We start from the raw sequence: 23,386 nt of genomic DNA, 5'->3' as shown, positions 1-23,386 counted from the left end.
ACCTTATTGTCACTGCTTTAATTCATCTCTTTATTTCCTCTTGCATTTTGTTCAACAATGGCTGTTAAACTGTCAGCATTTAATTCCATCTTATTGATATAATGTCAGGTATTGAGCTCCCTTTCTAATCGTATTTTAATCTAATTGTCTTAAATTTATAGGAAAAATGCATAACTTAGAAAGAAAGCCGGGAAAGCTTAAAGTCGGTATGCAGTTTGAGGGAGTGTAGTATATATTGATTTTAAAATGGGAATAGAATATTTGTTATTAATAGGAATTGCGATTGTTAGTTTTATTGTTCAATGGCGATTCAAGAGTAAGTTTAAGGAGCATTCTGAAACTCCATTAAGTAGCGGTATGTCCGGTAAAGATATTGCGGAGAAGATGTTACATGACAACAATATTTACGATGTCAATGTAGTTTCAGTGGAGGGAAGATTAACGGATCACTATAATCCGGCGGATAAAACAGTGAATTTGAGTCCTGAAGTGTATAGCGGAAGAAGTGTTGCAGCTGCGGCGGTAGCGGCACATGAATGCGGCCACGCGGTTCAACATGCAAAAGCGTATACCTGGTTGCAGTTCCGTTCAGCGATGGTGCCGGTTGTTAACATTGCATCAACTTTAACATCATGGACTTTAATGATCGGTGTTTTATTGGCCATTTTCTCCGGTAATATTATTGTATTAGCAGTCGGTGTTGCTGCTTTGGCTTTAGTTACATTATTTAGCTTTGTAACCTTACCTGTTGAGTTTGATGCTTCCAATAGAGCGTTAGCTTGGTTGGAAACGAATAAAGGCATTATGGCCAGCAAAGAAGAGCATGATGGCGCTAAGAATGCGCTTTGGTGGGCTGCTATGACTTATGTTGTAGCTGCTTTATCATCATTGGCAACTTTGGTATACTATGCAAGTATCCTGCTTCGATCGAGAGATTAAGCAAAACATATTGAGAATAAAAGGGATTCGTATGGATCCCTTTTTTATTTAACCAATTATTCTCTTTGAAAGGTATTCATTTTCCTTCTCCGTCATTCTTTTTTTGTCTTCCTTTTTTTTATCTAAATAACCACAGAGGTGTAGAATGCCATGGATAACAACACGGTGTAATTCATCGCGTTCATCTACAGAAAATTGGCTTGCATTTTCGCTAATTCTGTCTACGCTTATAAATATATCTCCTGCTATGATATCTTCGTCTTCACTATTGTCAAAGGTTATAATATCGGTGTAAGTGTCGTGATTTAGGTATTCCACATTAATTTTGTGCAGGTATTCATCTGAGCATAAAATGAAACTTATTTCACCTGGTTTAAAGCCTTCATTAACAATGGCATCTTTTATCCATTTTTTTAACGCTAATTTATTTTTTAGCGTGTATTTAATCTCTACAGTAAAGAAGTTTATGGTAGCACCTGGCATATCTATTTTTCTTTCAAATGTACAATCTTTAGATTTCATTGGCGACCCTCATAACCCACTTTACCCTATTGTCTTATAAAATCCATAAAAAAATACGATAAAAAATTAGAAAGAAATAGAAGAGATAATGATAAAATATCAAATTTTATCGTTTATTTACCGTAAATTGATCGTATTTTTATCGTAAATTTTACGGTAAATAAACGGAATATTTACTGATATTTTACGGTAAATATGAATATTTGATTACTTTTTGTAAAAGTTTTAATATATTTTGTTATTTCTTCTTTATTGAAGTAAGGAATAAATTTGTAAGACTGTTTGATCGATCGCTGTACCAGGTATCAACTGTAATACTAACAGTTATTGAAGAATTGCGAATTAGAGAAATTTTATATAGATTTGTCGTCCAAAAATTCGGGATGTAGCGTAGCCCGGTATCGCGCCAGCATGGGGTGCTGGAGGTCGTCGGTTCAAATCCGGCCATCCCGACAAGCGAATAGTGGGCTTTGAGCCTTTATCAAAAAAAGAGAAACCAGATTAAGCTTGCTTGAATTTTGGTTTCTCTTTTTTTGATATACTTGTGAAACAAGTAACATTTATCTGTCACTCCTTTCCTAGTATGGTTGTAGCATATGTGCGAGAGCGAGAGTGGCGGGACGTAGCCAATAAATCCTATCATAAGGAACTGTTGTTTTAAGATTACTAAATAAACTAGATTCCTATTAAACTTAAAATTTTGTTTTTTTAAGACCGTATTATTAAACTGTTCATAAGCGTACGGTGTGTGTTCGTATTCGAACACGATGAAAAAAACAATAAGGCCGTAAAGGAGTTAAAAGGTGAATATATGATTTGGCCCTGTAGTTGAATATCTTTGCAATAATCAGGTTTTATGTTTACCAATTATTTAAAATCCGCCTGGCGCACGCTCTGGAAAGATCGATATTACGCGCTGATTAATGTACTGGGCTTAGCCGTCTCAACCGCTGTATTTTTATTGTTGGTTCACTTTGTTCGTTTTGAATATAGTTATGAGAATTTTATTGAAAAGGCAGACGATTTATATCGCATAACCTTAGATAACTATAACGGGTCTGAATACATAGATACTGATTGTGAAACTTATCCCCCGTTAGGTCCTTTTTTGAAACAGGAAATGCCGGAGGTATTGGATTTTACTCGTATTCAGATGTTGGAAGATAATAATGAAATCCAATATATGCATCGGGCCTTTCGGATCGAACATATTTATGCCGTGGATCCTTCTACCTTCTCTATGTTTGAAATGCCCTTTGTCAATGGGAATGCAGATACATTTGATCAGCCCTATAAACTCGTTTTATCAGAGACAGAGGCGAAACGTATATTTGGCTCAGAAAATCCTATCGGAAAAGCACTTAAGCAAGAAAATACCTTGTACACGGTTACAGGTGTTTTTCAGGATTCACCTGCTAATACGCACCTTAAGTTTGATATGCTGGTTTCTTTTTCCTCATTGAAGGCCTTAGGATGGACAATGGATGATAATTGGGGAGGGAATAACAATTATTTATATGTTCGGTTACCACCGAAAACAGACGTCAACACTTTTAATAAAAAGTTACATGCGTTGACAAAAAGCAATTTGAGTGGAAAAATTACTAATCTTTTCAATGCAGAACCTATTAAATCAATCCATCTATATTCCCATAAGTTCTTTGAACCAGAAGTTAATGGAGATGTTAAAACGGTCAATTTTTTAGCAGTTATTGCTCTTCTAATCTTATTGGTCGGTTCTGTAAATTATGTTAATCTGACTACCGCAAGAGCATCTGAACGAGTGAAAGAAATTGGCATGCGAAAACTATTAGGTTCTTCAAAAGGATTATTGATCTGTCAGTTACTGTTAGAAACATTGATTATCAATTTGATAGCGATGGGTTTTTCCGTCTTGTTGATAAGTATCGCATCACCATTTTATAGGCAATTGATCGGACAAAACATTCCTGTTAATTTGTTTGGTACTGAGTTCTTTTGGTCGAGTATCGTTTTGTTACTGTTGTTTAATTGTTTCCTTTCAGGTGTATATCCAGCGTTTCAATTAGCTACTACCAAGCCGATAAAGGTAGTCAGTCGTGTTTTTACGACGGATAAAAACGGAAATTTCTTTCGGAAAGCATTAATTATCGGGCAATTTATAGCAGCTATGGTTGTATTGTCTGCCACGTTGATTGTTTTCCAACAATTAAATTTTCTAAAAAAGCAAGATATTGGTTTGAATCCTTCTGAATTGCTGGTTATACGTGGTCCGAAAACAGGAACAGATTCGCTGAGAAGAGAAAAAGGTTTAACGTTTAAAAATAAACTGTTGACTTTGTCGGAAGTGGAAAAAGTGACATTATCCGACGCAGTACCTACTGCGCTGTATGACGTTAGCACTTCAGTTGGCATCACACGTTATGGTGCCACCGATGGAAATCGTTATAACTATACGCTATATGGTATCGACGAAGATTTTATTCCTACAAATGATATTAAATTAGCTGCGGGAGAAAATTTCAAAAAGGGAACAAAAAATGAAAATAAATTACTTATTAATGAGACAGCGGCGCGATTGTTGGGTTTTGAAAATGCAACATCGGCGATAGGACAGGCCATTGACTTATGGGGTAACAAATGGTTCGTCGTCGGAGTAACGAAAGATTTTCATCAGCTTTCTCTGAAGGAAGCTATGCTACCGATGGTTCATTGGTATAGTACGAGAAGTGATTTCGTTACTGTAAAATTACAAACAAAGCATATTGCCAAAAGCTTGCAGACCATTGAAAAAGAATGGAAAGCAGTCTACCCGGAATATCCGTTGAATTATCACTTTATGAACGAGCTACTGGATCAGCAATATCAATCAGATCGTCGATTTGGTAAGGTTGTAGGGGTATTTTCCGTATTGGTTTTATTGATTACCTCTTTGGGTGTTTTAGGATTAACTACTTATACAATTCATAAGCGTACAAAGGAAATAGGCATTCGTAAAATCTTAGGTGCTTCTGTACCTACTATTTTTGGTTTACTATCAGTTGATTTTGTGAAACTGATAGCGTTGGCTTTGGTATTGGCTGTACCAATCACCTGGTATGTCATGAACAGTTGGTTAGAAAATTATGCTTTGCATATTCAGGTACAATGGTGGGTATTCGGGCTGGTTGGCGTTTTTGCAATAGGCATTACCCTCTTGGTTCTGAGCTATCAAACGGTTAAAGCTGCTATGATGAATCCAGTTGAATCGTTAAGAGCGGAGTAGTGGTTGTGATGGTGTTCGAACTTTCGTGTGTATTATGTCAAAATGCTGAGAAGCAATAGGGATGATTTGGCATACATTTAGATAATGTTTATTTTGATAAAAATAGAACATTATCAACTGCCTATATGCGTAAAAATTACACGGAAGAATATAGAAAGAATTTACTAAGAGCTATTTATCAATTAGAGGAAGCTTATAAGGGACTGAATCACAGTGTTCAACAACTTGCTTCAAGCGGAGAGTTACAAGAAGTCGAAGAACTACTTACCGATGCAGAAGAATTTGAATTTAAGATCAGTGATTTTGATCACTTAAGTGATCAAAACATACGACATGTATTGCCTATTATTCAATTGATAGAAGAAAAATACGAAACCTTAAAAAATATTAATCAGGTATCTCCTGACGAAGTGGTAAAACAATGGGAGGAAGATAATCATTCGGAAGATGAGGAAGACTATTGATATTATTTTAACACCGTTGGATTAAATGTTTCCGGGATTCTATTGTATAATATTTAGTACGTTTTGAATGCTTTTCAAAACGAATTGAATTGATTTAAGAACTTATCGGTGAACACCTTTGTAAGTAATTGACAACCAATGGATACCATCAGGGTATCCATTGGTAAAGATATAAATTTATAAACGGGCTAAAATTTCTACTTCTTGAGGAACGATAAAAAGAATAACACATCCTGTCACTGATTCAACGCTATGTTTAAAGTTAGGAGGCGTATATAAATAATCGCCTTTATTGAACTTTAGCGATTCAATAATGGCTTCACCCTCCAAGATGAATAGCTCTTCTCCAGCCGGGTGATTGTGATAAGGGTAAGCCGCTCCAGGCTCGAATTTCAGTAGTATCGTTTTCGATCGCTTTGTTGCTGCATCGTAACGTAGCGATTTAACGAATATTCCCTTATACTGATGACCATTTTCAATTAAGGGAATCCATTCTATTAATTCACTTTTAACGAGATAGTTATTAATATTATTATCCATCATTTAACACATTTAATACGCAGTAAAGATGAATAATGATAGACTCTCAATAAATAGACAATCCCAGGAAAAGCATGTAATATTTAAACAAGGTGGATTTTTTTATATTCTTTTGGGGACAAACCCGTATTTTTTTTAAAAAAATTGGAAAAGTAAAAGGGATCTTTAAAACCGAGTTCAAAGGAAATTTCTTTAATCGAAGAATAAGGTTGATAAATAAGTAAGCGTTTGGCTTCTGAAATGACAAGACTATATATAACGTTCTGCGCGGTTTTGTTCGTATGCAATTTAGCCAAATCATTCAGTTTTGCTTCGGTACTATGCAACAGTTCAGCGATAGTACTGAGTGAATAATTTTTGGAAAAATTGTTTCGGACGGTTTCTAGAAAACGTAAGAATAGAGAGTCCGGTTTCCATATAGTATCACCTCTGTCAATCTTCGCGCGATTGATTTCTACTAATAAGAGTTCTATGCAGGCGCGGATAGAGATGGAATGTTGATATAACTTCTTTTGCAGTTCGGTTTCGATTAGCTGCAATAGATAATTAAAAGTATCTATTCTCTTGACAGGAACTACCTCATTGATTCCAAAATGGCAGAATAAACCATTATGAAAGATAAGTTCGATATCGTTTTCGTCTTTACATATAAAATCAAGTGAAAATTCGAGAATGGCGATGTGACCTGCAATCTCCTTAAAATGGTGGATTTGTCCAGATGTGATGGTAATAACTTCGTGATTCGTTAAGGTGTATTGCTGCGTATCAATAATAATAGTGGCTGAACCATGGGTACACCAAATAACTTTATATTGGAGAACACGGGTCGGTTCATCATTACTTAAATTCGTTCGTGTGTATAAGGTTACCATCTGTAAAATTTGCTTTTAGCTATCTTTTTTATTCTTGTTTATACCATACTTTCAGTGCATGTATAAATGAAAGGAGTCCTACATCCATATGATCCATTTCTTTATAATTTATAGCGGTACAATTAATTGCACCGATAGAATCTGAAGTTAATTTCTTTGTCATATAGTGGACAGGCTTTACGTACCAGGTGGAGTCTTCTAACCCACCAACACTTAAATAAAGATGTGCGCTGTCTTGTACTACCTTATTTTTCAAACTATCTGCAAGGTGGTTTAGATAAAAATCGTTATACCACATCGTTGGACTTGCAGCTACAAACTTATTAAAATAATATTGCCCACTTCTAGTCTGCTCAAAGAGTGTGAGCAAGGAAAAATAACCGCCAAAGGAATGCCCGAGTAAGGCTTTATCTGCGTTTAGTCGTAAAGAATCCGCTAATCTGGGTAATAATTCGTCTCGAAGAAAAGCTTGGAATTTCTTTGCACCCCCTTCTGCTTGCGTTTCGTCGGACGGCAGGGAGGAGGGAAACAAGAAATCGCGAACACGCAGCGAATCCATCTCTTCCAAGGAATGATAGCCGACACCAACGAGAATTATTGGTTTCATAAGACCGGTTTGTTCAAATTGATGGACGATAGGAGCGAGCATGGGAAAATAGAAGTTGGCATCCGTGACAAGAACAAGGGGATATTTTGAGTTAGTTTTTTCTTCATATTCTACGGGCTTTTGAACATAAATTTTAAAGGTGTCTTGTACCATATTGGAATATAGATTGAAAGTATTTTTTTCTCCCGTTTCTGTTTCTTGTTTAGGATGACAAGCTGTTAGGGCGGATATGCCAGTCAATAAAAAAGGTAAGATGATCAATAAACGAAGCTTCTTACGGATTACTCTCCGCTTGGTAGCTTTTAAAGGATTCTTTGATGTAAGAGAGAATATCATATTCAGACATTTTAATTATTTCTTCTTTGCTAGGCCGATAACGCTGAATGAAAAAAGAAAGTGAATCGCCTTGGAGGCCAGTTGTTTTTTGTATTTTCTCGGAGGAGAAAACATGGTCTAGGTATCTTTCTTGCTCCTCATGCATTAACTGTTTTTGAAGTTTAGTTTCCGGGCTTTTGTTCTTTCCAAGAAAATTTATTAATGAAAGTACATTTAGACTGATAATGGAAGAGGTGGTATTAGTAGCTCTGTTATATGGTAAGGGTGCTTTATCAAAATAATTAGTAGAGGAGAAAAAATCTTTCCAAGAAGGGTTCTTCGGATTGAAAAGAGAGGCGTATTGTTTTCGAAGGGACAAGGAATCTGTTAAATAGTCCTTCTTGCTTGTAACAATGATTTCATCTAATAAAATGATGCGATTGAATTTTGTGCTATCAATATCTATTGATTCTTCTACCTTCCCATTTGACGTCGAAAGGCCTTCCTGCGCGCATAAGAACGTATAGCAAAAAAAGAGAATCAGCGTAAAAGCGAAATGCATAAACAATTCTTTTTACGATATAAAGAATTTATCTTCTGATTTACAAGTAATTAACAGTTTTTAACTTAAACGCAGATTTTATGAAATAAGAAAATTTCAAGAATTTAACCTAGATATCCTGCAATGCGATTGTATATATATGCCATTTTTGTAGCTTTCCATTTACCAAAACGCATCCTTTTACAAGAGGATGTTGGGGTATACCCTTTATCATGTAAAAAGTCTACCAATAGATCATTCTCTTTTGGAAAAATTAGCTGCTTGTGTGTTTTCAAGTGCAATTTAACAAGAGCTAATCCCGCATCTTGGGTTTTTGCTATTATCGGGCCATTCTCTAAAGTAGGGATGTAATAGCCTTCAACTTTATTTTTATTGATATATAAGTAGCTATCCTTAAGAAATTTCTTCAGATAGAAAAGCCGGTCTTCCGCAGAAGTTATCTTGTCGAGTACCACGATTTCCTGTTTAAAGTTTTCGTTATAGCTTAATATATTACCTGATTCAGTGGCTTCGGTTGACAGATCGATATTGGTGAAAATATTATATTCTGTTTCTGTTACAAAACCAACTTTTTCATAAACCGGTGCCCCAAGCGCCGTTGCCAATAGGTAAATAGTTTCACAACCTTGCTCGTTTGCCAAATTGACTAAAGTTTCCGTAATAATTTTACCTAAACCCTTCCCTCGATGTTCTTTTTGCACGATAATATGGCCTAGCCAAGCAACATCTCTATGCACAATGACGGCGCCGACACCAGCCAATTGTTTATCTATTGCTATTTTTATCGGCTGTGAAAAGGGTTCTTCTATATAACGTGTGAAAGCGAGGCGGATATCAGACCAACCCTCTTCCTGTAAAGAGGTTATATCATCTAAGTCAGTAGCATCTATTGCAGCTATTACCATATATGAAATTGATAGGTTGTAACTAATATAAAAATATTTTATGGAATATCATCCTATAGAAGTTTTAGCGCTAATTTGATGTTAAAGCAAGTGATTTCAGATTTCTTCGATATAATTTTGGACTGATATTTTTATACTTTTTAAACTGCCTGCTTAAGTGGCTTTCGTCTGTAAAACCCAGTTCATCGGCAATTTGACTGATTGTAAGTTCACTATTAACGAGTCGTTGTTCAACCTGTTTTATCTTGTAAAGACTTATGTATTGCTGAAGACTTTCTCCAGTTAGTTTTCTAAAGTACTCGCCAACATAATTGGTTGAGAGGTTGAACTTTGATGCTAAATATTCGACTTTCAATTTTTCTTTACAATGAATATACTGGCCAATATGTAATAGCATTTTATTGATAAGAGGCTCCTCCTGTGCCGTGTGAATTGATTTTTCGGTTCCATGAAAAATATTTCGCGATAAAATATTTAAAATGAGCGTTATTAGGTATTGCAAGTTTTCTTCATAATAAGGCCGTTTATATTCGTATTCAGCTAATAGATTGTTTATCAACTCGGTTATCATTTTACAATCATTACTGTTCTTGACAAGAAGCGGTTCAAATCGATTATGTTGATAAAATATTTGTTCCAATTGTTTGAGCCAAGTGGTTATTCTTTGCCGCTCCTGACTATTTTTATATTGTGTCAAGAAGACTTCCGAAAATCGTATTGAACAAAAATGGGTCACCTGTTTACTTTCAAATCCCCGACAGTCCATCGGCGTAAACAAAAAAATATTGCCTGCTTTATACGCGAATTCGTTTTGATTCACAATACGGAAGCCTTCGCCCTTCAAAATAAGAACGATTTCAAAAAAATGATATACCAAAGGCCGTTCTTGCCAGTGTTCTATATCCGATATATATATTTCAAAAGGATGATACAGTTGTTTTTTCTTCATAATCCTTTAAAGTTACAGAATAAACCTTATTTCGTTAAAGTTTATAAGTGTCTCCGTGATCTATTTTTGAAATATTAAATTTTAAACAAAATGAATATGAAGACTTATCAGAAGCTGTTATCAACACTGTATAAAAACGACATCTTATTTAAAAATAGAATCGTAATGGCGCCAATGAGTAGGCGTCGCGTGGAGAAAGGGATTCCAAATGAGTGGATGTTAACCTATTTTAAACAACGTGCGAGTGCTGGGCTTATAATTACAGATAATACCGCAGTAGAAGCCAATGGTGTTGGTTATACAAATGTACCGGGCATCTATACAAAGGAACAAAAGGAGGGATGGAAAAAGGTAGTTAATGCTGTCCATGCAGCGGGAGGAAAAATTTTTGTTCAACTTGTTCACGCAGGGCGTATAGGACACCCATCAATACAGGAAGGAAGAGCGTTAATAGCTCCATCTGCAATTCCCGTCAAAGAAAAAATGAGGATACCGGACGGGACTTATCAGGCAATCCCTTTAGCGGACGAACTGGATATAATCGGTGTACACGCGATGATTGATGCTCACATACAAGCGGCAAAGAATGCAATAGAAGTGGGGTTTGATGGAGTGGAAGTTCATGGAGCGCATGGTTTTCTTCCCGACCAATTTCTTAATCCGGGCGCAAACCAACGAAAGGATATTTATGGAGGCAATATCGTAAATAGAAGTCGTTTTCTTCTCGATATCATGCACGGAATAGTACAGGCTATAGGAAAGAATCGCGTTGGTGTACGTTTGTCTCCTTTTCGGAGTATAAATGGACTGCATCCTTATGCAGAAGAATCAGCAACACATCGATATCTGATTAGGGAATTAAATAAATTAGACATCTTATATATTCATTTGTCGAATAGTATAGCAGATGGGCGATCAGTTATTCCGAAAGAATTTATTGAAGAAATCCGTCAAGGATTTACCAATTTAATTTTAATTACCGGGGGTTATACCGCTCAACGTGCCGAACAGGATTTACAAGCGGGTATAGCGGACCTTATTGGATTCGGAAAACCTTTTATATCAAATCCGGATCTAGTAGAACGATTTCGTACTGAACGAGCACTTACACCTTGGGATGAAGAAACGTTTTACTATGGAGGTCCGAAGGGTTATATCGATTATCCGACAATTCAATCGATGATAAGTAAGCAAAGGATTTAAGGGACATTTAATAGTCCCTTTTATAAATCATTTTCTCCTAAAGCAACAATCCCGTTTAAATCACGAAGACGAGCAATAATACCCCAACCATAAAAGTTATTAGCGAGTCCTATTAATATTTCATTATTTCCTTTTTGTAAAGGGAGGTTAATAGCGCTGTTTTCTATAGAACACCTACCAAATGGGGGCTTCATAATAGGATGTGCATAATAATTCTTATCAGCATAGGCATAACGACCGTTGATAAACACCCATACTTCATCACTAAAGCCAAAATCTAGCCATTTCTGTTGATCACTATCTGCTTTGATGGTCGTTTTTAACCAAATAAGGCTGCGTGCCGGATTGACCCCATACAACCTTGTTATGTTTATAAGACCACGACGTTCAGCGTCAATGGATGTCCAAGAGGCATTGGCTTCTGGTAAATCATCGCCCTTTGGTTCCTGGCCGAAAGGGAAGTCCCTTGGTTCGACAAATTGCCAATGACGAATATAGCGAGGATCGTTTGCGGTTGGGTCGATGCCGGGTGTGTTTGCAAGACCTTCAATTGAACCGTGTTTAACTTTTAAATTGGCGATGATTGACTCGCCGTCAAACGCCAATGTTCCATGCGAGACATCTCCTTCCAATTGTGGAATCCAAAGAAGGGGCTTGGCCGGGTCGTTCAAATATATTAACATTTGTTTTTCTGAGATGACCAATTTGATGTGGTTCCATTTTCGTTTTGAAAAATTAGCGGGTGCCTGATAATGTACTAATAGATCCCACAGGTTAACACCCTTTATAAAAGGGGCATATTGTAGAGCGTCCATCGCAAGAGGATTACCCGCTCGTGGTGTACGAAGATAAATACATTCTGACGCTTCTTTGTTCTGAAACCTAAAATAGAAGGATGAGAACATAGTATCAATAGGCTGCCAGTCAAACTCAATCGTTCCGGTGGTGAAATCAAAATCCCTTAATCGCGTATATCCAGCTCTAGGGTGGATATACATGGTTGCGGTATCTTGTATTTTTTCGTAAGATACGCGATCTGAATCGTTCTGCCAATAAGATTTCTCTAATGGAATGTCAATAAAGCCGTCCTTTGCTTTCAATCCAGTTGTTTTTTGTTGCGCGAATAAAGAGATTGGAAGAAAAAGGCAAATGAAGGATAAAATTAAGCCTGTTGTTGTTTTCATGATTTTTGATTTGATAACGTATAGTTACCTGCAAATAACAAACATGAAAATCACTTCAAAGGAATCAAGTGCGAGTCAATATCATTCATTTTCGTTCAACTTTATTTATAATAAAAACAGGCAAGTTTAGTCGATGGCAGTGGAGACGGAACCTACGAAATTGACCAATCTACCATTATTACACTCGTATATAAAGTCTTTCAATGCCCGACTGGTATATTTTTCAAAATCGCCCACAATGGCAAGTTGCATACGATAATTTGAAAACTTTTGTAGTATCTCTCCGGCAATACCGTTCTTTAAGTCAAAGAAGGAGGGACTTATGTTTCTTTCATATAGGATAATCTTTTCAAATCCTTGATAATATAGATTGCCCATCAAATCCAACGCATCGTCTTTTGTTTTTAGGATGATTTCATCGGATATGATCTCTGCAATTTCTTTATCATGTATCTTATGAGCCTTTACTTGCATGTTAAATCTAGTTTTTGGTGAGAGCGATGGTGCTGTCTAAAATTCGTTAAACATAACGAAACTTTCCTTTATATGGGTGTATTTTCAAAACCGATCTATAATAAAAGTCTTGTTTATGTCATAAGTCGATACATTCCGGCATGCGTTGTTTTTTCTCCGTAAAGCGTTGCTTTTTAATCTTTGGAAAAAATATCTTTGTGAAGAAGCTTAGAACAATTCTTAATAGTGTTTTATCCGAACAAGTGTTTAATCGATCGATAAACTGAAACATATTTAGATTAAAAATGGTAAGAGAATGAAAGCAAAACCGATTCAGGCTGAACTGCGTGTAAAGAGAAAGCAATGGATTACACCACATTATATACGTATATACTTGACAGGTCAAGATATTGAACGTTTCGCGAACACGACAACAGGTGTAAATAATAAGATCTTAATACCACCGGAAGGAGTAGACAAGGTTTATTTTCCTACGTTTAATTACGAAAAGGGGGAGTGGGAGCATCCATCGGAAGAAATACGGCCAATTGTGCGTACCTATACGCATCGGGGGATAAATTTGGAGACAAAGGAGATATGGATAGATTTTGTAGCGCACGGGGAAGAAGGTCCCGCCTCCGCGTGGGCAAATCGTGCCAAGGAAGGGAATATACTTGGTGTTTTAATGCGCGATGGCAAAACAGAACTTTTTCCTTTAAGAGATAATTATTTATTAGTTGGTGATGCTACAGGAATACCGGTTCTTGCTGCTATTTTGGAGCAGGTAGCTCCGAAAGTAAAGGTTACTTGTATACTAGAAGTACATGGTAAGGAAGATGAACAAGTGTTAGAAAGTAAAGCGGATGTCGAGTTAATCTGGCTGCATAATGCCCGTCCTGAAAAAGGGAGTTTACTCGCAGCGGCGGTTCAAAAGCTAAATTTACCTGAAAAACGACGATTTGCCTATGTAGCTGCAGAATATGCGACGGTAAAAGCGATCAGAAACTATCTTCGTATAGACCAACACTGGCAACGAGAGGAACTGTATGCCTATTCTTATTGGAAATCGGGTGTTGCAGAAGATCAGTCGGCATCGGATCGTCGAAAGGAAAAAGAGGCATAAAAAATAGTAAGTATTCGTATAAAAGTCGTATCTTGCTATAAACCAATGGTCTTATCTTAAAATGGTGGATTATGAAGCGTTTAATGGTTTCTCTTTTTGCGTTTAGCTTCATTGCTTTCGTCTATTTCCAATTAAAGCCAGTTGATCCTAATGAGGAGCGAATGGTGCAGGTACAATCGGTAGTCACTAAGGTAAATAAGGGACGAATGGGTGATTACATCATCGAGTTAAAGGATAAAGCCGGGATGTATTTTATCAGCAAGGTGGATGTTGAAAACTTGAATTTAGATAGCTTGGCCGCGAAATTGAACGGGCAACGCGTTTCAGTTTCGTTTATTAAACCGAATATTTTAAGCCGGTTTGGGCCTATGATTAATAAAAAGCGGATCACCAAGGTGGAGCTTGGCAATCAAACCGTATTTTCAGTTATCTAGATCCTTTACGCCGGCTCTCTTTTCTCACCCCTCTTATCCACCGCTATTCATCTTCGCAATAATTTGCCTGCTAAAACGGGAAAGTAGTGATTAAATACAGTGCAAATAAAATGTTAACAAGTAAAATCAGTAAAGGAAGTGCCTAACAATTGGATAGAGCCGGAAAAAATTTATAATTTCGGCATAGGTATTTTTAACGAAACATCAAAACCAATTAAACCGTGTGTCCCGTTTAAATATCGTTAAGCTTTTTATCAATCTAACTGATATGAACATGCATACGCAAATGGCTGATACTGAATTGATCGAATTGTTAAGACAAGATGATCAGGCAGCGATGCGTGAAATTTTTGAGCGCTATTGGAAAAAGTTATTTAGTGTAGCGCTGAATCGTTTATCGATACCTGAACGAGCAGAAGAATGTGTTTCGGATGTTTTAATTTCTGTTTGGGAAAGAAGAGCAAGTATTAGTTTAAGGCATTCGCTTGCTACTTATTTGGCTGTGGCAGTGAAATATAGGGCTATCCGCATCCTGGCAGAATCATATCAAAAAAGCTTTCCCTATACGGTGGAACTTAAAAGCGAGGAATCATATGGTTACATCGAATCTTCGGTAGATGCGTATATTTTTGAGAAGGAACTGCTGGAAAATTTAGAAATATCGGTTAAACAATTGCCCAATAAGTGTCAGCTGATTTATCGAATGAGTAGTGAACAGGGATTGAACTATAAAGAAATAGCAAAAAAATTAAAACTTTCTGAAAAAACAGTGCAAGCACATTTAACCAAAGCCAGTAAAACCCTTCGAAATGATTTGGGAAAACAATATCCAACCTTCGTAACCAGTTTTTTTGTTGCTGCTCTCCACCATTTTCTATAAAAAGTCCATTGGCTTGCCTGCATACAAGGCTAAGCTTTCAGCACATCGCCTTATTTAAGGGTATTTTTTCATCGCTATATCCTATTGCCCAAGCTTGCCGAACGTCAAGGGTCTATTTTGTAAAGGCCACTTTCCTATAAGAAAAAAAAATTGATATCGACTAAGGTTAGCCGGTCAATTTTGATACTATAGAATAAAGATGAGTCTATATGGCCTCCAGGTTTACCGAAGCATATATTAAGAAATTAGCCTATAAGTGGGAAAGAGGACTATTAACAGCTTCTGAAAAGGCTGATTTTGAAGCATGGTATAATAGTCACAATGATGAACAGGTTGAAATGCCTTCGAATTATGATGATGAAGAAACGATTCGAAATAGGCTCTTAGATCGGTTAGTGTCACAGATGAACGCGGAACAAACTGCAATGACCAAGATTAGGAGAAAGCCTGCGATTTTTTGGCTGGCAGCGGCTTCAGTCCTCTTTCTGATGCTTAGCATAGGTGCTTATATAGTTATAAAAGAATCGAGCGATCGGAAGAAAGAGCTGTTGACAAAAAACAATGATATTAATCCAGGGACTAATAAAGCGATATTGACGCTTGCCAATGGGCGTAAAATCAATTTAGACTCTGCTACAGATGGGGCCTTAGCAGAAGAAAGTGGCATAAAGATCTCTAAAAAAGCGAATGGTCAAGTTGTGTATGAGGTAATCTCAGGCGATGATGTTAAATCTAGTGTAGATAAAGGGAAGAAGGAAGCTCGATATAATACGATCGAAACACCGAAGGGAGGGCAGTATAAGATCGTGCTACCCGATCGATCGCAAGTTTGGCTTAATGCTGCCAGTAGTTTAAAATATCCAACAAATTTTACCGATGAAAACCGAATCGTTGAACTGAAAGGGGAAGCCTATTTTGAAATAGCAGCAGATGAACAACGGCCCTTCTTGGTGAAAAGTAAACATCAACTAGTACACGTATTGGGGACACAGTTTAATATTTTGGCTTATGATGAGGAGGAAGCTGTGAAGACAACTTTAGTGGAAGGTGCGGTTCGTATTGAACCCGCTTCATGGCACGAGGACAAAACCCATGATCAGGTTATTCTTCTTAAGTCAGGCGAGCAAAGCACCGTAATAAAAGGAAAGACTTCCGTAGCCAAGGTCGCTATTGAACCCTACGTATCTTGGAGAGAAGGCGTTTTTTATTTTGACGAGACAAAACTAACGGATGCGATGCAGCAGTTAAGTAGATGGTATGATGTGGATGTTGTGTACCAGGGTGAAGTACCCAACACCTATTTTTATGGTGAAATTAGTCGTACAAAGACATTATCAGCTGTATTGGCAATTTTGCAAGAGGGCGGTGTAAAATTTAAAATAGACAAAAAAGAGGGAAGCAATACGCTTATCGTATACTAAAAAAACAAGTTACCTAATGTGAGATTAGGGATGCAAGCAGTTAATTAACCAAATTATTAACCATAAAAGGAAAACCGTTATGACCAAGGATCAAACATGAGACAATAAGCAAAACACACATTCAGAGTGAGCCGGACAGTGCTAGTGACACTATCCGGCGGATTTGAATGCGCAATAGAGCTGCCACTGGGCAGCAAATGGATCTAACCAAATTATATTACATCATTCAAACAGTACAAACATATGATTTTTTATGCATGTGTTAAAGGGTCCTTTTGGCCTTTAACTTACCGATTGCTACTGATTATGAAACTAACCGTTTTCATTATTCTTCTTACGATCATGCAAGTCTCCGGGGCAAGCTTTGCCCAGACCATTACGTTGAAAGCAAAGAATACATCACTTGCCGAAGTAATGCGGAGGATTCAACGGCAAAGTGGTCATTCTTTCTTTTTGAAAGGAAAGGATTTAGCAGATAAAAAAGTGATGGTAGATTTTAAGAACCTACCCCTTGAAGAAGCAATGACAACGATGCTGTTTCCGCTTGAACTGGAATGGACATTGAAAGATGGCACGATTGTCATTAAATCAAGTACACCAAAGCGGAACAACATTTTTGATTTAGAAAAAGAAAAGCAACCAAAAAGAGTTGTTGGACGTGTATTGGATGAGCAGGGGAAGCCGATTGAACGGGTAACCGTTTTGGTAAAGGGAACCTCCATTGCTAGTGCAACCGACGCCCAGGGTAATTATCAGATCAACCTAAGTGGCGAAGCAAGAACATTGGTTTTTACGATTGTCGGTTTCGAAACCATCGAAAAAACCATCGCTAACGAAACAACGATCAACGTTACCATGAAAGCGTCTTTGAGCGACTTGGATGAAGTAGTCGTGGTTGGATATGGAACCACACGGAAACGCGATCTTACTGGTTCCGTAGCGTCTATTAAGGCGGACGAAATAAGCCAGTTACCATCGACTAATATGGTGCAGGCTTTATCAGGAAGAGCATCTGGCGTTTATGTGTCACAAAATACGGGATCACCGGGCAGTCCCATTAGTGTCCGTATACGTGGAACTAATTCAATAAAGGGAAGCAATGAACCCTTATATGTTGTAGATGGTTTTCCCTATTCGGGATCCCCTTTACTGTTGAATAATGCAGACATCGAGTCGGTAGAAATATTGAAGGACGCTTCCGCGACAGCCATATACGGATCAAGAGGGGCCAATGGTGTGGTTTTAATCACCACAAAAACAGGAAAATCGGGGAAAGTAAAAGTAGATTATGATGGATATATCGGAAGCCAGTCTTTGCGTAAGAAGTTAGCATTAATGAATGCTACGGAGTATGCACAGTTTTATAACGAACAAGCGGCGAATGATGGAATCGATCCCCATTTTTCAACGGAAGAGATTGCAAGCTTTGGTGAAGGAACCGATTGGCAAGATGTTGTCTTTCGGAATGCGCCAATTATAAGCAATACCGTAACGGTGAGTGGTGGCAATGAAAAAACCCGCTTTTCCGTATCAGGCAGCAATTTTAAACAAGAGGGAATTATTGTAGGGAGTGATTATATTAGAAATTCACTACGGGTAAACCTAAATTCTGATATCAGTAGTAAATTAAAACTAGATTTCAGCGGTATTTTGAGTCGTTTTGATGAAAGTAAAAAAGAATCAGAAAGAGGAAACCGTGGAGGCTCGTTAATGTCAGCGGTACTTTCAGGTTACCCTACGATGCCTTTGTATAATACTGATGGTAGCTATACAAATCTAACGGAGGCCTACACCTGGGGCTCCAACGTCATCGTTAATCCATTAAACTTCTTATATCAAGAGTCTGATAAGGCGCAATCAGACAACGTACTGGCGAACCTTTCTTTGAGTTACGAGCCTATTGACGGATTAGTATTTAAAACGTTAGGCGGTATTGAAAACGGGAACGAACGAATGGACAGATACCGGACAACAAGATTTGTTAATTCTACCGGATCTGCCAGTATTTCAACGCCCAAAACAACAAGTGTGCTGAGTGAAAATACCGTAAATTATCGGAAAGAATTTGGGAAACACAGTTTGAATGCTTTGGCAGGGTTCACTTACCAGAATTATGTTACTACAGCATTTTCAGCGTCAGGAACGGGGTTCATTAGTGATAACCAAGAAACCTATGATATCGGTGCAGCAGCTACGCAGAATGTACCGAAGTCATCATATACGAAATGGAGCCTAATTTCTTACCTGGCGAGGGTGAATTACTCTTTTGACAATCGTTTCTTAGCAACGATCAGCTTTCGTTCGGATGGTTCTTCGCGGTACAGTGATGGCCAAAAATGGGGTTATTTTCCCTCCGCAGCCCTTGCTTGGCGCCTGTCTGAAGAAGAATTCATAAAAAAAATGCCGGCGATTTCAGATCTAAAACTGCGCGTCGGATATGGTGAAACCGGGAATACCGCTATTGATCCTTATTTTACGCTGAATCAACTCGTTTCCAGTCAGGTCGTATTTGGGGATGCGTTGGTTCCTGCCTATTCGCCAAGTGCTCGTTTGGCTGGGCCTTTGAGATGGGAAACCACTGCGCAAACCGATGTAGGATTAGATGTAGGGTTATTTAATAATCGATTAAGTTTGACGGCAGACTTCTACATAAAAAATACACGTGATCTACTGAACAATGTTACCCTCCCTGCTTCACAGGGTTATTCTTTCACGGTACAGAATGTAGGTAAAATTCAAAATAAGGGGGTTGATATTAATGTAAGCGGTGAGGTTTTCAAAGGCGATTTTAATTGGCAGCTCGGTGGAAATATCTCCTTCAATAGAAACAGCGTGGTAGAGCTCTACGGTGGGAATGATATACTCGGGGATATCATTGGAGCGGCGCTTAGTGACAATGTCAATATTTTACGAGAGGGTTATCCGCTGGGGTCCTTTTATGGCTACGTAGAAGATGGTTATGATGAAAATGGCTATATTCGCTATAAGGATTTCAATAACAATGGCACAAGAGACCAGGGAGATAAGCAGATTATAGGGAATCCGAATCCGGATTTTACGTATGGTCTTACCTCAGCGATGTCATACAAAGGTTTTGACCTTTCTATTTTCATTCAGGGAAGCAAGGGGAATGATATTTACAACCTAAGTGCACAAGGACAAGGATATGATTATGGACAGGCGCTGAATATGCTTCGGGAAGTGTATACAGACCATTGGACACCCAGTAATACGGACGCAAAATATCCCATCATTAAAACCAATTCGCAAGCCCAAATGTCAGATCGATTTGTAGAAGATGGATCTTTTCTTCGTGTAAAGAATATCCAACTCGCTTATAATCTTCCCGCGGATAAGTGGAAGCTGAATTGGCTTTCTAGTGGGCAATTATATGTAAGTGCGCAAAACTTATTGACCATCACAAATTATTCATGGTATGATCCGGAGGTAAATTCTTATGGAAGTACAAATTCGATTGTATTGGGAATAGATCATTATGTGTATCCTACGGCGAAGACAATTACGTTCGGAATAAAAGCAAGTTTTTAGGGAAAGAAATAAAGAGGTATTAAAATGAGAAATTTAACAATAGGAGTCCTAGTACTGTTGGTTTTTTCGGCTTGCTCAAAGGCCTTACAGGAAAAGCCGAAATCACAAGCGGAAGGTAATTTTTATAACACCAGCGCTGAAGCAAGAGCGGCCGTTAATGCAATTTATGGACCGATGCGGGGCGATGGTGCTTTTGGTTTGAATTACCCGGCACAATTAGAGGGCCTGCCCGATTATGGAAACTCCCGGGGTTCACAAGCCCCGGTAAGTACATATCAGGGATTAGATAATACCAATATTAATCGCGTAAGTGCTGTTTGGGACAGCCTATATCGCTCCATTCGGAATGCCAATATTGTGATACAGCGTGTTCCTGTTGGTAGTGAAATAAGTGATCAGGATAAACAAACTTTTATAGCAGAGGCGAAGTACCTACGTGCCATGATGTACTTTTCTTTGGTTCGTTGTTTTGGTGGCCTACCCATTCGCACCGAAGCAAATTTGGATCTATCAGATGTCGCCCGATCCTCAACGGATGAAGTTCTCCAATTGGTTTTACAGGACGCGTTGGAAGCCGAGGCGGGTTTGCCAGATGTAGTACAAGATATAGGCCGTCCAACCGTATGGGCAGCGAAGACCTTATTGACGGAAATTTACCTATACTTACAGCGGTATAATGAAGCTGCGGCAAAGTCGACCGAAGTAATCTCTTCTGGAAAATTCTCTTTAGTTGAGGTTTCGACAGCAGAAGATTTCCAAAAGATTTTTGGTCCCGATGTCGTCAATACGCCTGAAGAAATTTTTTATTTGAAATTTAATAGACAGCAAGGTTTTGGTTTGGTGAGTTACGCGCATCGAAAAACCGCACAGTATAACTACTACGGACCTGGAGGTGTATACGCCCAATATACCGACTCGTTAAAAAATCCTTTTATAAAAAATTGGGATAAGGCTGATCTTAGAAAAGAACATATCTTATACAATGTGGATATTGGTTTAGGGCCAACAACATGCTTATTCAGAAAATTTAGAGATCCGGATGCTACTGCAGGTGCTGCAAATGATTATCCTTGGTATCGATATGCAGACCTGTTATTGTTTCATGCGGAAGCGGAAGCGAGAGCACAAGGGACGCCGACAGAGGAGGCGGTGGAAAGCTTAAATAAAGTGCATCGACGAGCCTATGGTTACCCGTCAAACGCAGGGTCAGCGGTTGATTTTAAATTGGCTGATTTTAATCTGGATTCTTTTTTAGCTAAAGTAATAGAAGAACGCGGCTATGAAACAATGTATGAGGGTAAACGTTGGTTGGATTTGGTAAGGTTGGGTATAGCAAAACAACGTATTTTGGAGATTAAAGGTATTGCCGTTGCCGACAAAGTGATGCTTTGGCCGCTACCAAATTCGGAAATACTATACAATAAGGCCATGCAAGGTGAACAAAATCCCGGATATTAATAAAAAAGTAACAGAAACAACTAACGTTAAAATATAAATAAGCTATTATGAAGAAACTACTGTTCAATGTTTACCTCTTATTGGTAATAATTGCTTGTGGACCAAAAAAGCAACAGCATCAGGAAGAAGCGGATATTGTTATTTATGGCGGTACTTCTGCGGCCATTACAGCAGCGGTTCAGGCAAAGAAATCTGGCAAGTCGGTGATTGTTGTATCACCAGATAAGCACTTGGGAGGACTTTCCTCCGGGGGGTTGGGATTTACGGATACAGGCGATAAATCGGTGATCGGTGGTTTAGCGCGCGATTTTTACCATCGTGTTTACATGGCCTATCAAGACAGCGCTTCCTGGCGTTGGCAAAAGCCTGCGGAATATGGTAACAAAGGACAAGGTACTCCAGCTATTGACGGAAATGAGCGGACGATGTGGATTTTTGAACCGCACATAGCTGAGCAGGTTTTCGAAGATTATGCAAAGGAGTTTGAATTGGATATCCGTCGGGATGAATGGCTTGATCGGGAGAAAGGAGTTGAGCTGGCGGAAGGTAAGATTATAGCAATTACTACGCTAAGTGGAAAGACCTATCGGGGTAAGGTATTTATTGATGCAACCTATGAAGGAGATCTGATGGCCGCTGCGGGCGTAAGCTATCATGTAGGTCGCGAAGCTAATGCACAGTATGGAGAGAAATGGAATGGTGTGCAAACGGGGGTGCTGCATCATGGACATTACTTCAAGTCGGATATCAGTCCATATAAGATTCCGGGAGACTCCACCAGCGGCTTGCTTTTTGGCATATCAGAAGCAGATCCAGGAAAATATGGCGAAGGAGACCATAAGGTACAAGCCTATTGTTTCCGTATGTGTTTAAGTAATCATCCGGATAATCGGGTTCCCTTCCCTAAACCGGCAAATTACAATGCGGATAATTATGAACTGCTAGCAAGGGTTTATGCTTCAGGCTGGCATGAAACGTTCCAAAAATATGATCCGATACCGAACCGAAAAACAGATACGAATAATCATGGTCCATTTAGTACTGATTTTATTGGTATGAACTACGACTATCCGGATGCTAGCTATGAACGACGGAACGAGATTATCAAAGAACACACGGATTATCAACAAGGCCTTATGTATTTTTTAGCGAATGATTCGCGCGTACCTGAAGATGTCCGTAAAGAAATGGCGCAATGGGGATTAGCTAAAGACGAGTTCAAAGATAATGGTAACTGGCCTCATCAACTTTATATTCGGGAAGCGCGTAGGATGATTGGCACTTATGTTGTGACAGAACACGATACGTTTAGCGATCGCCAGGTAAAAGATCCGGTAGGGATGGGGTCCTATGCGCTTGATTCTCATAATATACAGCGTTACATCAAATCCGATGGCTTTGTTCAAAATGAAGGGGATATCGGTGTATCTCCAAAAAGAGGGGCCTACCAGATCTCATACGGAGCACTTGTTCCCAAAAAAGAGGAGTGTAGCAATTTGTTGGTACCTGTCTGTCTTTCGAGCTCTCATATTGCCTTCGGTAGTATACGGATGGAACCCGTGTTTATGATTCTTGGGCAAAGCGCATCCCTAGCGGCGTCATTGGCCATAGAAAAGGGACTCACTGTGCAGGAGGTGGCCTATGCAGATCTTGAAAAACAATTACGGGATGAAAAGCAGGTACTTGAGAAAGTAGCCCAATAATGTGATATGCAAATAAATAAAGCCACATGCTTATAACTGTGGCTTTATTTATTGTCGCA

At 38.4% G+C, this 23,386-nt stretch carries 20 protein-coding genes and 1 tRNA gene; 12 read left to right on the top strand and 9 right to left on the bottom strand.

The window, feature by feature from the left end:
* The first annotated feature begins 246 nt into the window (after window positions 1-246).
* On the top strand, window positions 247-939 hold the full coding sequence (locus RYH73_RS03605; RefSeq protein WP_335311897.1) for a zinc metallopeptidase: 693 nt from the start codon (window positions 247-249) through the stop codon (window positions 937-939).
* 48 nt (window positions 940-987) lie between these two features.
* Here the strand turns inward: RYH73_RS03605 and ybeY are convergent, their stop codons facing one another.
* Complete coding sequence (gene ybeY / locus RYH73_RS03600) at window positions 988-1,422, bottom strand: rRNA maturation RNase YbeY (RefSeq protein ID WP_335312593.1); 435 nt, start codon at window positions 1,420-1,422, stop codon at window positions 988-990.
* Window positions 1,423-1,840: 418 nt separating this feature from the next.
* On the opposite strand from ybeY, the gene RYH73_RS03595 reads away from it, so the two are divergent.
* The 3 genes from RYH73_RS03595 (at window position 1,841) to RYH73_RS03585 (ending at window position 5,169) form a co-directional block, all read left to right on the top strand.
* Window positions 1,841-1,914, top strand: a tRNA-Pro gene (locus tag RYH73_RS03595).
* A gap of 403 nt (window positions 1,915-2,317) precedes the next feature.
* Window positions 2,318-4,705: an ABC transporter permease gene (locus RYH73_RS03590; protein ID WP_335311896.1), complete on the top strand. Its 2,388-nt coding sequence runs from the start codon at window positions 2,318-2,320 to the stop codon at window positions 4,703-4,705.
* A gap of 125 nt (window positions 4,706-4,830) precedes the next feature.
* Window positions 4,831-5,169, top strand: a complete 339-nt coding sequence (locus RYH73_RS03585; protein WP_335311895.1) for a hypothetical protein — start codon at window positions 4,831-4,833, stop codon at window positions 5,167-5,169.
* 177 nt (window positions 5,170-5,346) lie between these two features.
* On the opposite strand, the gene RYH73_RS03580 is transcribed toward RYH73_RS03585, so the two are convergent.
* From RYH73_RS03580 to RYH73_RS03555, 6 genes are all read right to left on the bottom strand, one after another.
* A complete protein-coding gene (locus RYH73_RS03580; protein ID WP_335311894.1) occupies window positions 5,347-5,712 on the bottom strand; it encodes a cupin domain-containing protein in 366 nt (121 codons plus the stop codon).
* Between the two features lie 80 nt (window positions 5,713-5,792).
* Entirely contained in the window at window positions 5,793-6,581 is a 789-nt protein-coding gene (locus RYH73_RS03575; RefSeq protein WP_335311893.1) for a helix-turn-helix domain-containing protein, read from the bottom strand.
* 28 nt (window positions 6,582-6,609) lie between these two features.
* Window positions 6,610-7,524 (bottom strand): alpha/beta hydrolase, encoded by a 915-nt coding sequence (locus RYH73_RS03570; RefSeq protein WP_335311892.1) that lies wholly within the window; start codon window positions 7,522-7,524, stop codon window positions 6,610-6,612.
* Window positions 7,463-8,065, bottom strand: a complete 603-nt coding sequence (locus tag RYH73_RS03565) for a hypothetical protein (RefSeq protein ID WP_335311891.1) — start codon at window positions 8,063-8,065, stop codon at window positions 7,463-7,465. Before RYH73_RS03565 ends, RYH73_RS03570 begins: the two co-directional genes overlap by 62 nt.
* 104 nt (window positions 8,066-8,169) lie before the next feature.
* The gene (locus RYH73_RS03560; protein WP_335311890.1) at window positions 8,170-8,970 is read right to left on the bottom strand and encodes a GNAT family N-acetyltransferase; all 801 of its coding nucleotides are present in this window, start codon (window positions 8,968-8,970) and stop codon (window positions 8,170-8,172) included.
* A 70-nt stretch (window positions 8,971-9,040) separates the two neighbouring features.
* Window positions 9,041-9,919, bottom strand: coding sequence for an AraC family transcriptional regulator (locus tag RYH73_RS03555; RefSeq protein WP_335311889.1), 879 nt, complete (start codon window positions 9,917-9,919; stop codon window positions 9,041-9,043).
* A 96-nt stretch (window positions 9,920-10,015) separates the two neighbouring features.
* Here RYH73_RS03555 and RYH73_RS03550 point away from each other — a divergent pair, with 96 nt between their 5' ends.
* The gene (locus tag RYH73_RS03550; RefSeq protein ID WP_335311888.1) at window positions 10,016-11,122 is read left to right on the top strand and encodes an alkene reductase; all 1,107 of its coding nucleotides are present in this window, start codon (window positions 10,016-10,018) and stop codon (window positions 11,120-11,122) included.
* A gap of 20 nt (window positions 11,123-11,142) precedes the next feature.
* On the opposite strand, the gene RYH73_RS03545 is transcribed toward RYH73_RS03550, so the two are convergent.
* Window positions 11,143-12,306 carry a hypothetical protein gene (locus RYH73_RS03545; protein ID WP_335311887.1) on the bottom strand — a complete coding sequence of 388 codons (1,164 nt, stop codon included), beginning with the start codon at window positions 12,304-12,306 and terminating at the stop codon, window positions 11,143-11,145.
* Window positions 12,307-12,432: 126 nt separating this feature from the next.
* Window positions 12,433-12,780: a DUF4180 domain-containing protein gene (locus tag RYH73_RS03540; protein ID WP_335311886.1), complete on the bottom strand. Its 348-nt coding sequence runs from the start codon at window positions 12,778-12,780 to the stop codon at window positions 12,433-12,435.
* 295 nt (window positions 12,781-13,075) lie between these two features.
* Here RYH73_RS03540 and RYH73_RS03535 point away from each other — a divergent pair, with 295 nt between their 5' ends.
* The 7 genes from RYH73_RS03535 (at window position 13,076) to RYH73_RS03505 (ending at window position 23,327) form a co-directional block, all read left to right on the top strand.
* Window positions 13,076-13,882, top strand: coding sequence for a siderophore-interacting protein (locus RYH73_RS03535; RefSeq protein ID WP_335311885.1), 807 nt, complete (start codon window positions 13,076-13,078; stop codon window positions 13,880-13,882).
* Between the two features lie 71 nt (window positions 13,883-13,953).
* A complete protein-coding gene (locus tag RYH73_RS03530) occupies window positions 13,954-14,316 on the top strand; it encodes a hypothetical protein (RefSeq protein ID WP_335311884.1) in 363 nt (120 codons plus the stop codon).
* A 274-nt stretch (window positions 14,317-14,590) separates the two neighbouring features.
* Window positions 14,591-15,196 carry an RNA polymerase sigma factor gene (locus RYH73_RS03525; protein ID WP_335311883.1) on the top strand — a complete coding sequence of 202 codons (606 nt, stop codon included), beginning with the start codon at window positions 14,591-14,593 and terminating at the stop codon, window positions 15,194-15,196.
* A gap of 209 nt (window positions 15,197-15,405) precedes the next feature.
* Window positions 15,406-16,617, top strand: coding sequence for a FecR family protein (locus tag RYH73_RS03520; protein WP_335311882.1), 1,212 nt, complete (start codon window positions 15,406-15,408; stop codon window positions 16,615-16,617).
* Between the two features lie 306 nt (window positions 16,618-16,923).
* Window positions 16,924-20,166: a SusC/RagA family TonB-linked outer membrane protein gene (locus tag RYH73_RS03515; protein ID WP_335311881.1), complete on the top strand. Its 3,243-nt coding sequence runs from the start codon at window positions 16,924-16,926 to the stop codon at window positions 20,164-20,166.
* 24 nt (window positions 20,167-20,190) lie between these two features.
* Complete coding sequence (locus tag RYH73_RS03510) at window positions 20,191-21,624, top strand: RagB/SusD family nutrient uptake outer membrane protein (RefSeq protein WP_335311880.1); 1,434 nt, start codon at window positions 20,191-20,193, stop codon at window positions 21,622-21,624.
* A 47-nt stretch (window positions 21,625-21,671) separates the two neighbouring features.
* Window positions 21,672-23,327 (top strand): FAD-dependent oxidoreductase, encoded by a 1,656-nt coding sequence (locus RYH73_RS03505; protein WP_335311879.1) that lies wholly within the window; start codon window positions 21,672-21,674, stop codon window positions 23,325-23,327.
* Window positions 23,328-23,386: the final 59 nt, after the last annotated feature.

The organism is Olivibacter sp. CPCC 100613 (genome assembly GCF_036959255.1).
Classification (GTDB): domain Bacteria; phylum Bacteroidota; class Bacteroidia; order Sphingobacteriales; family Sphingobacteriaceae; genus Olivibacter.
This window is presented reverse-complemented; position numbering and strand designations above follow the sequence as displayed.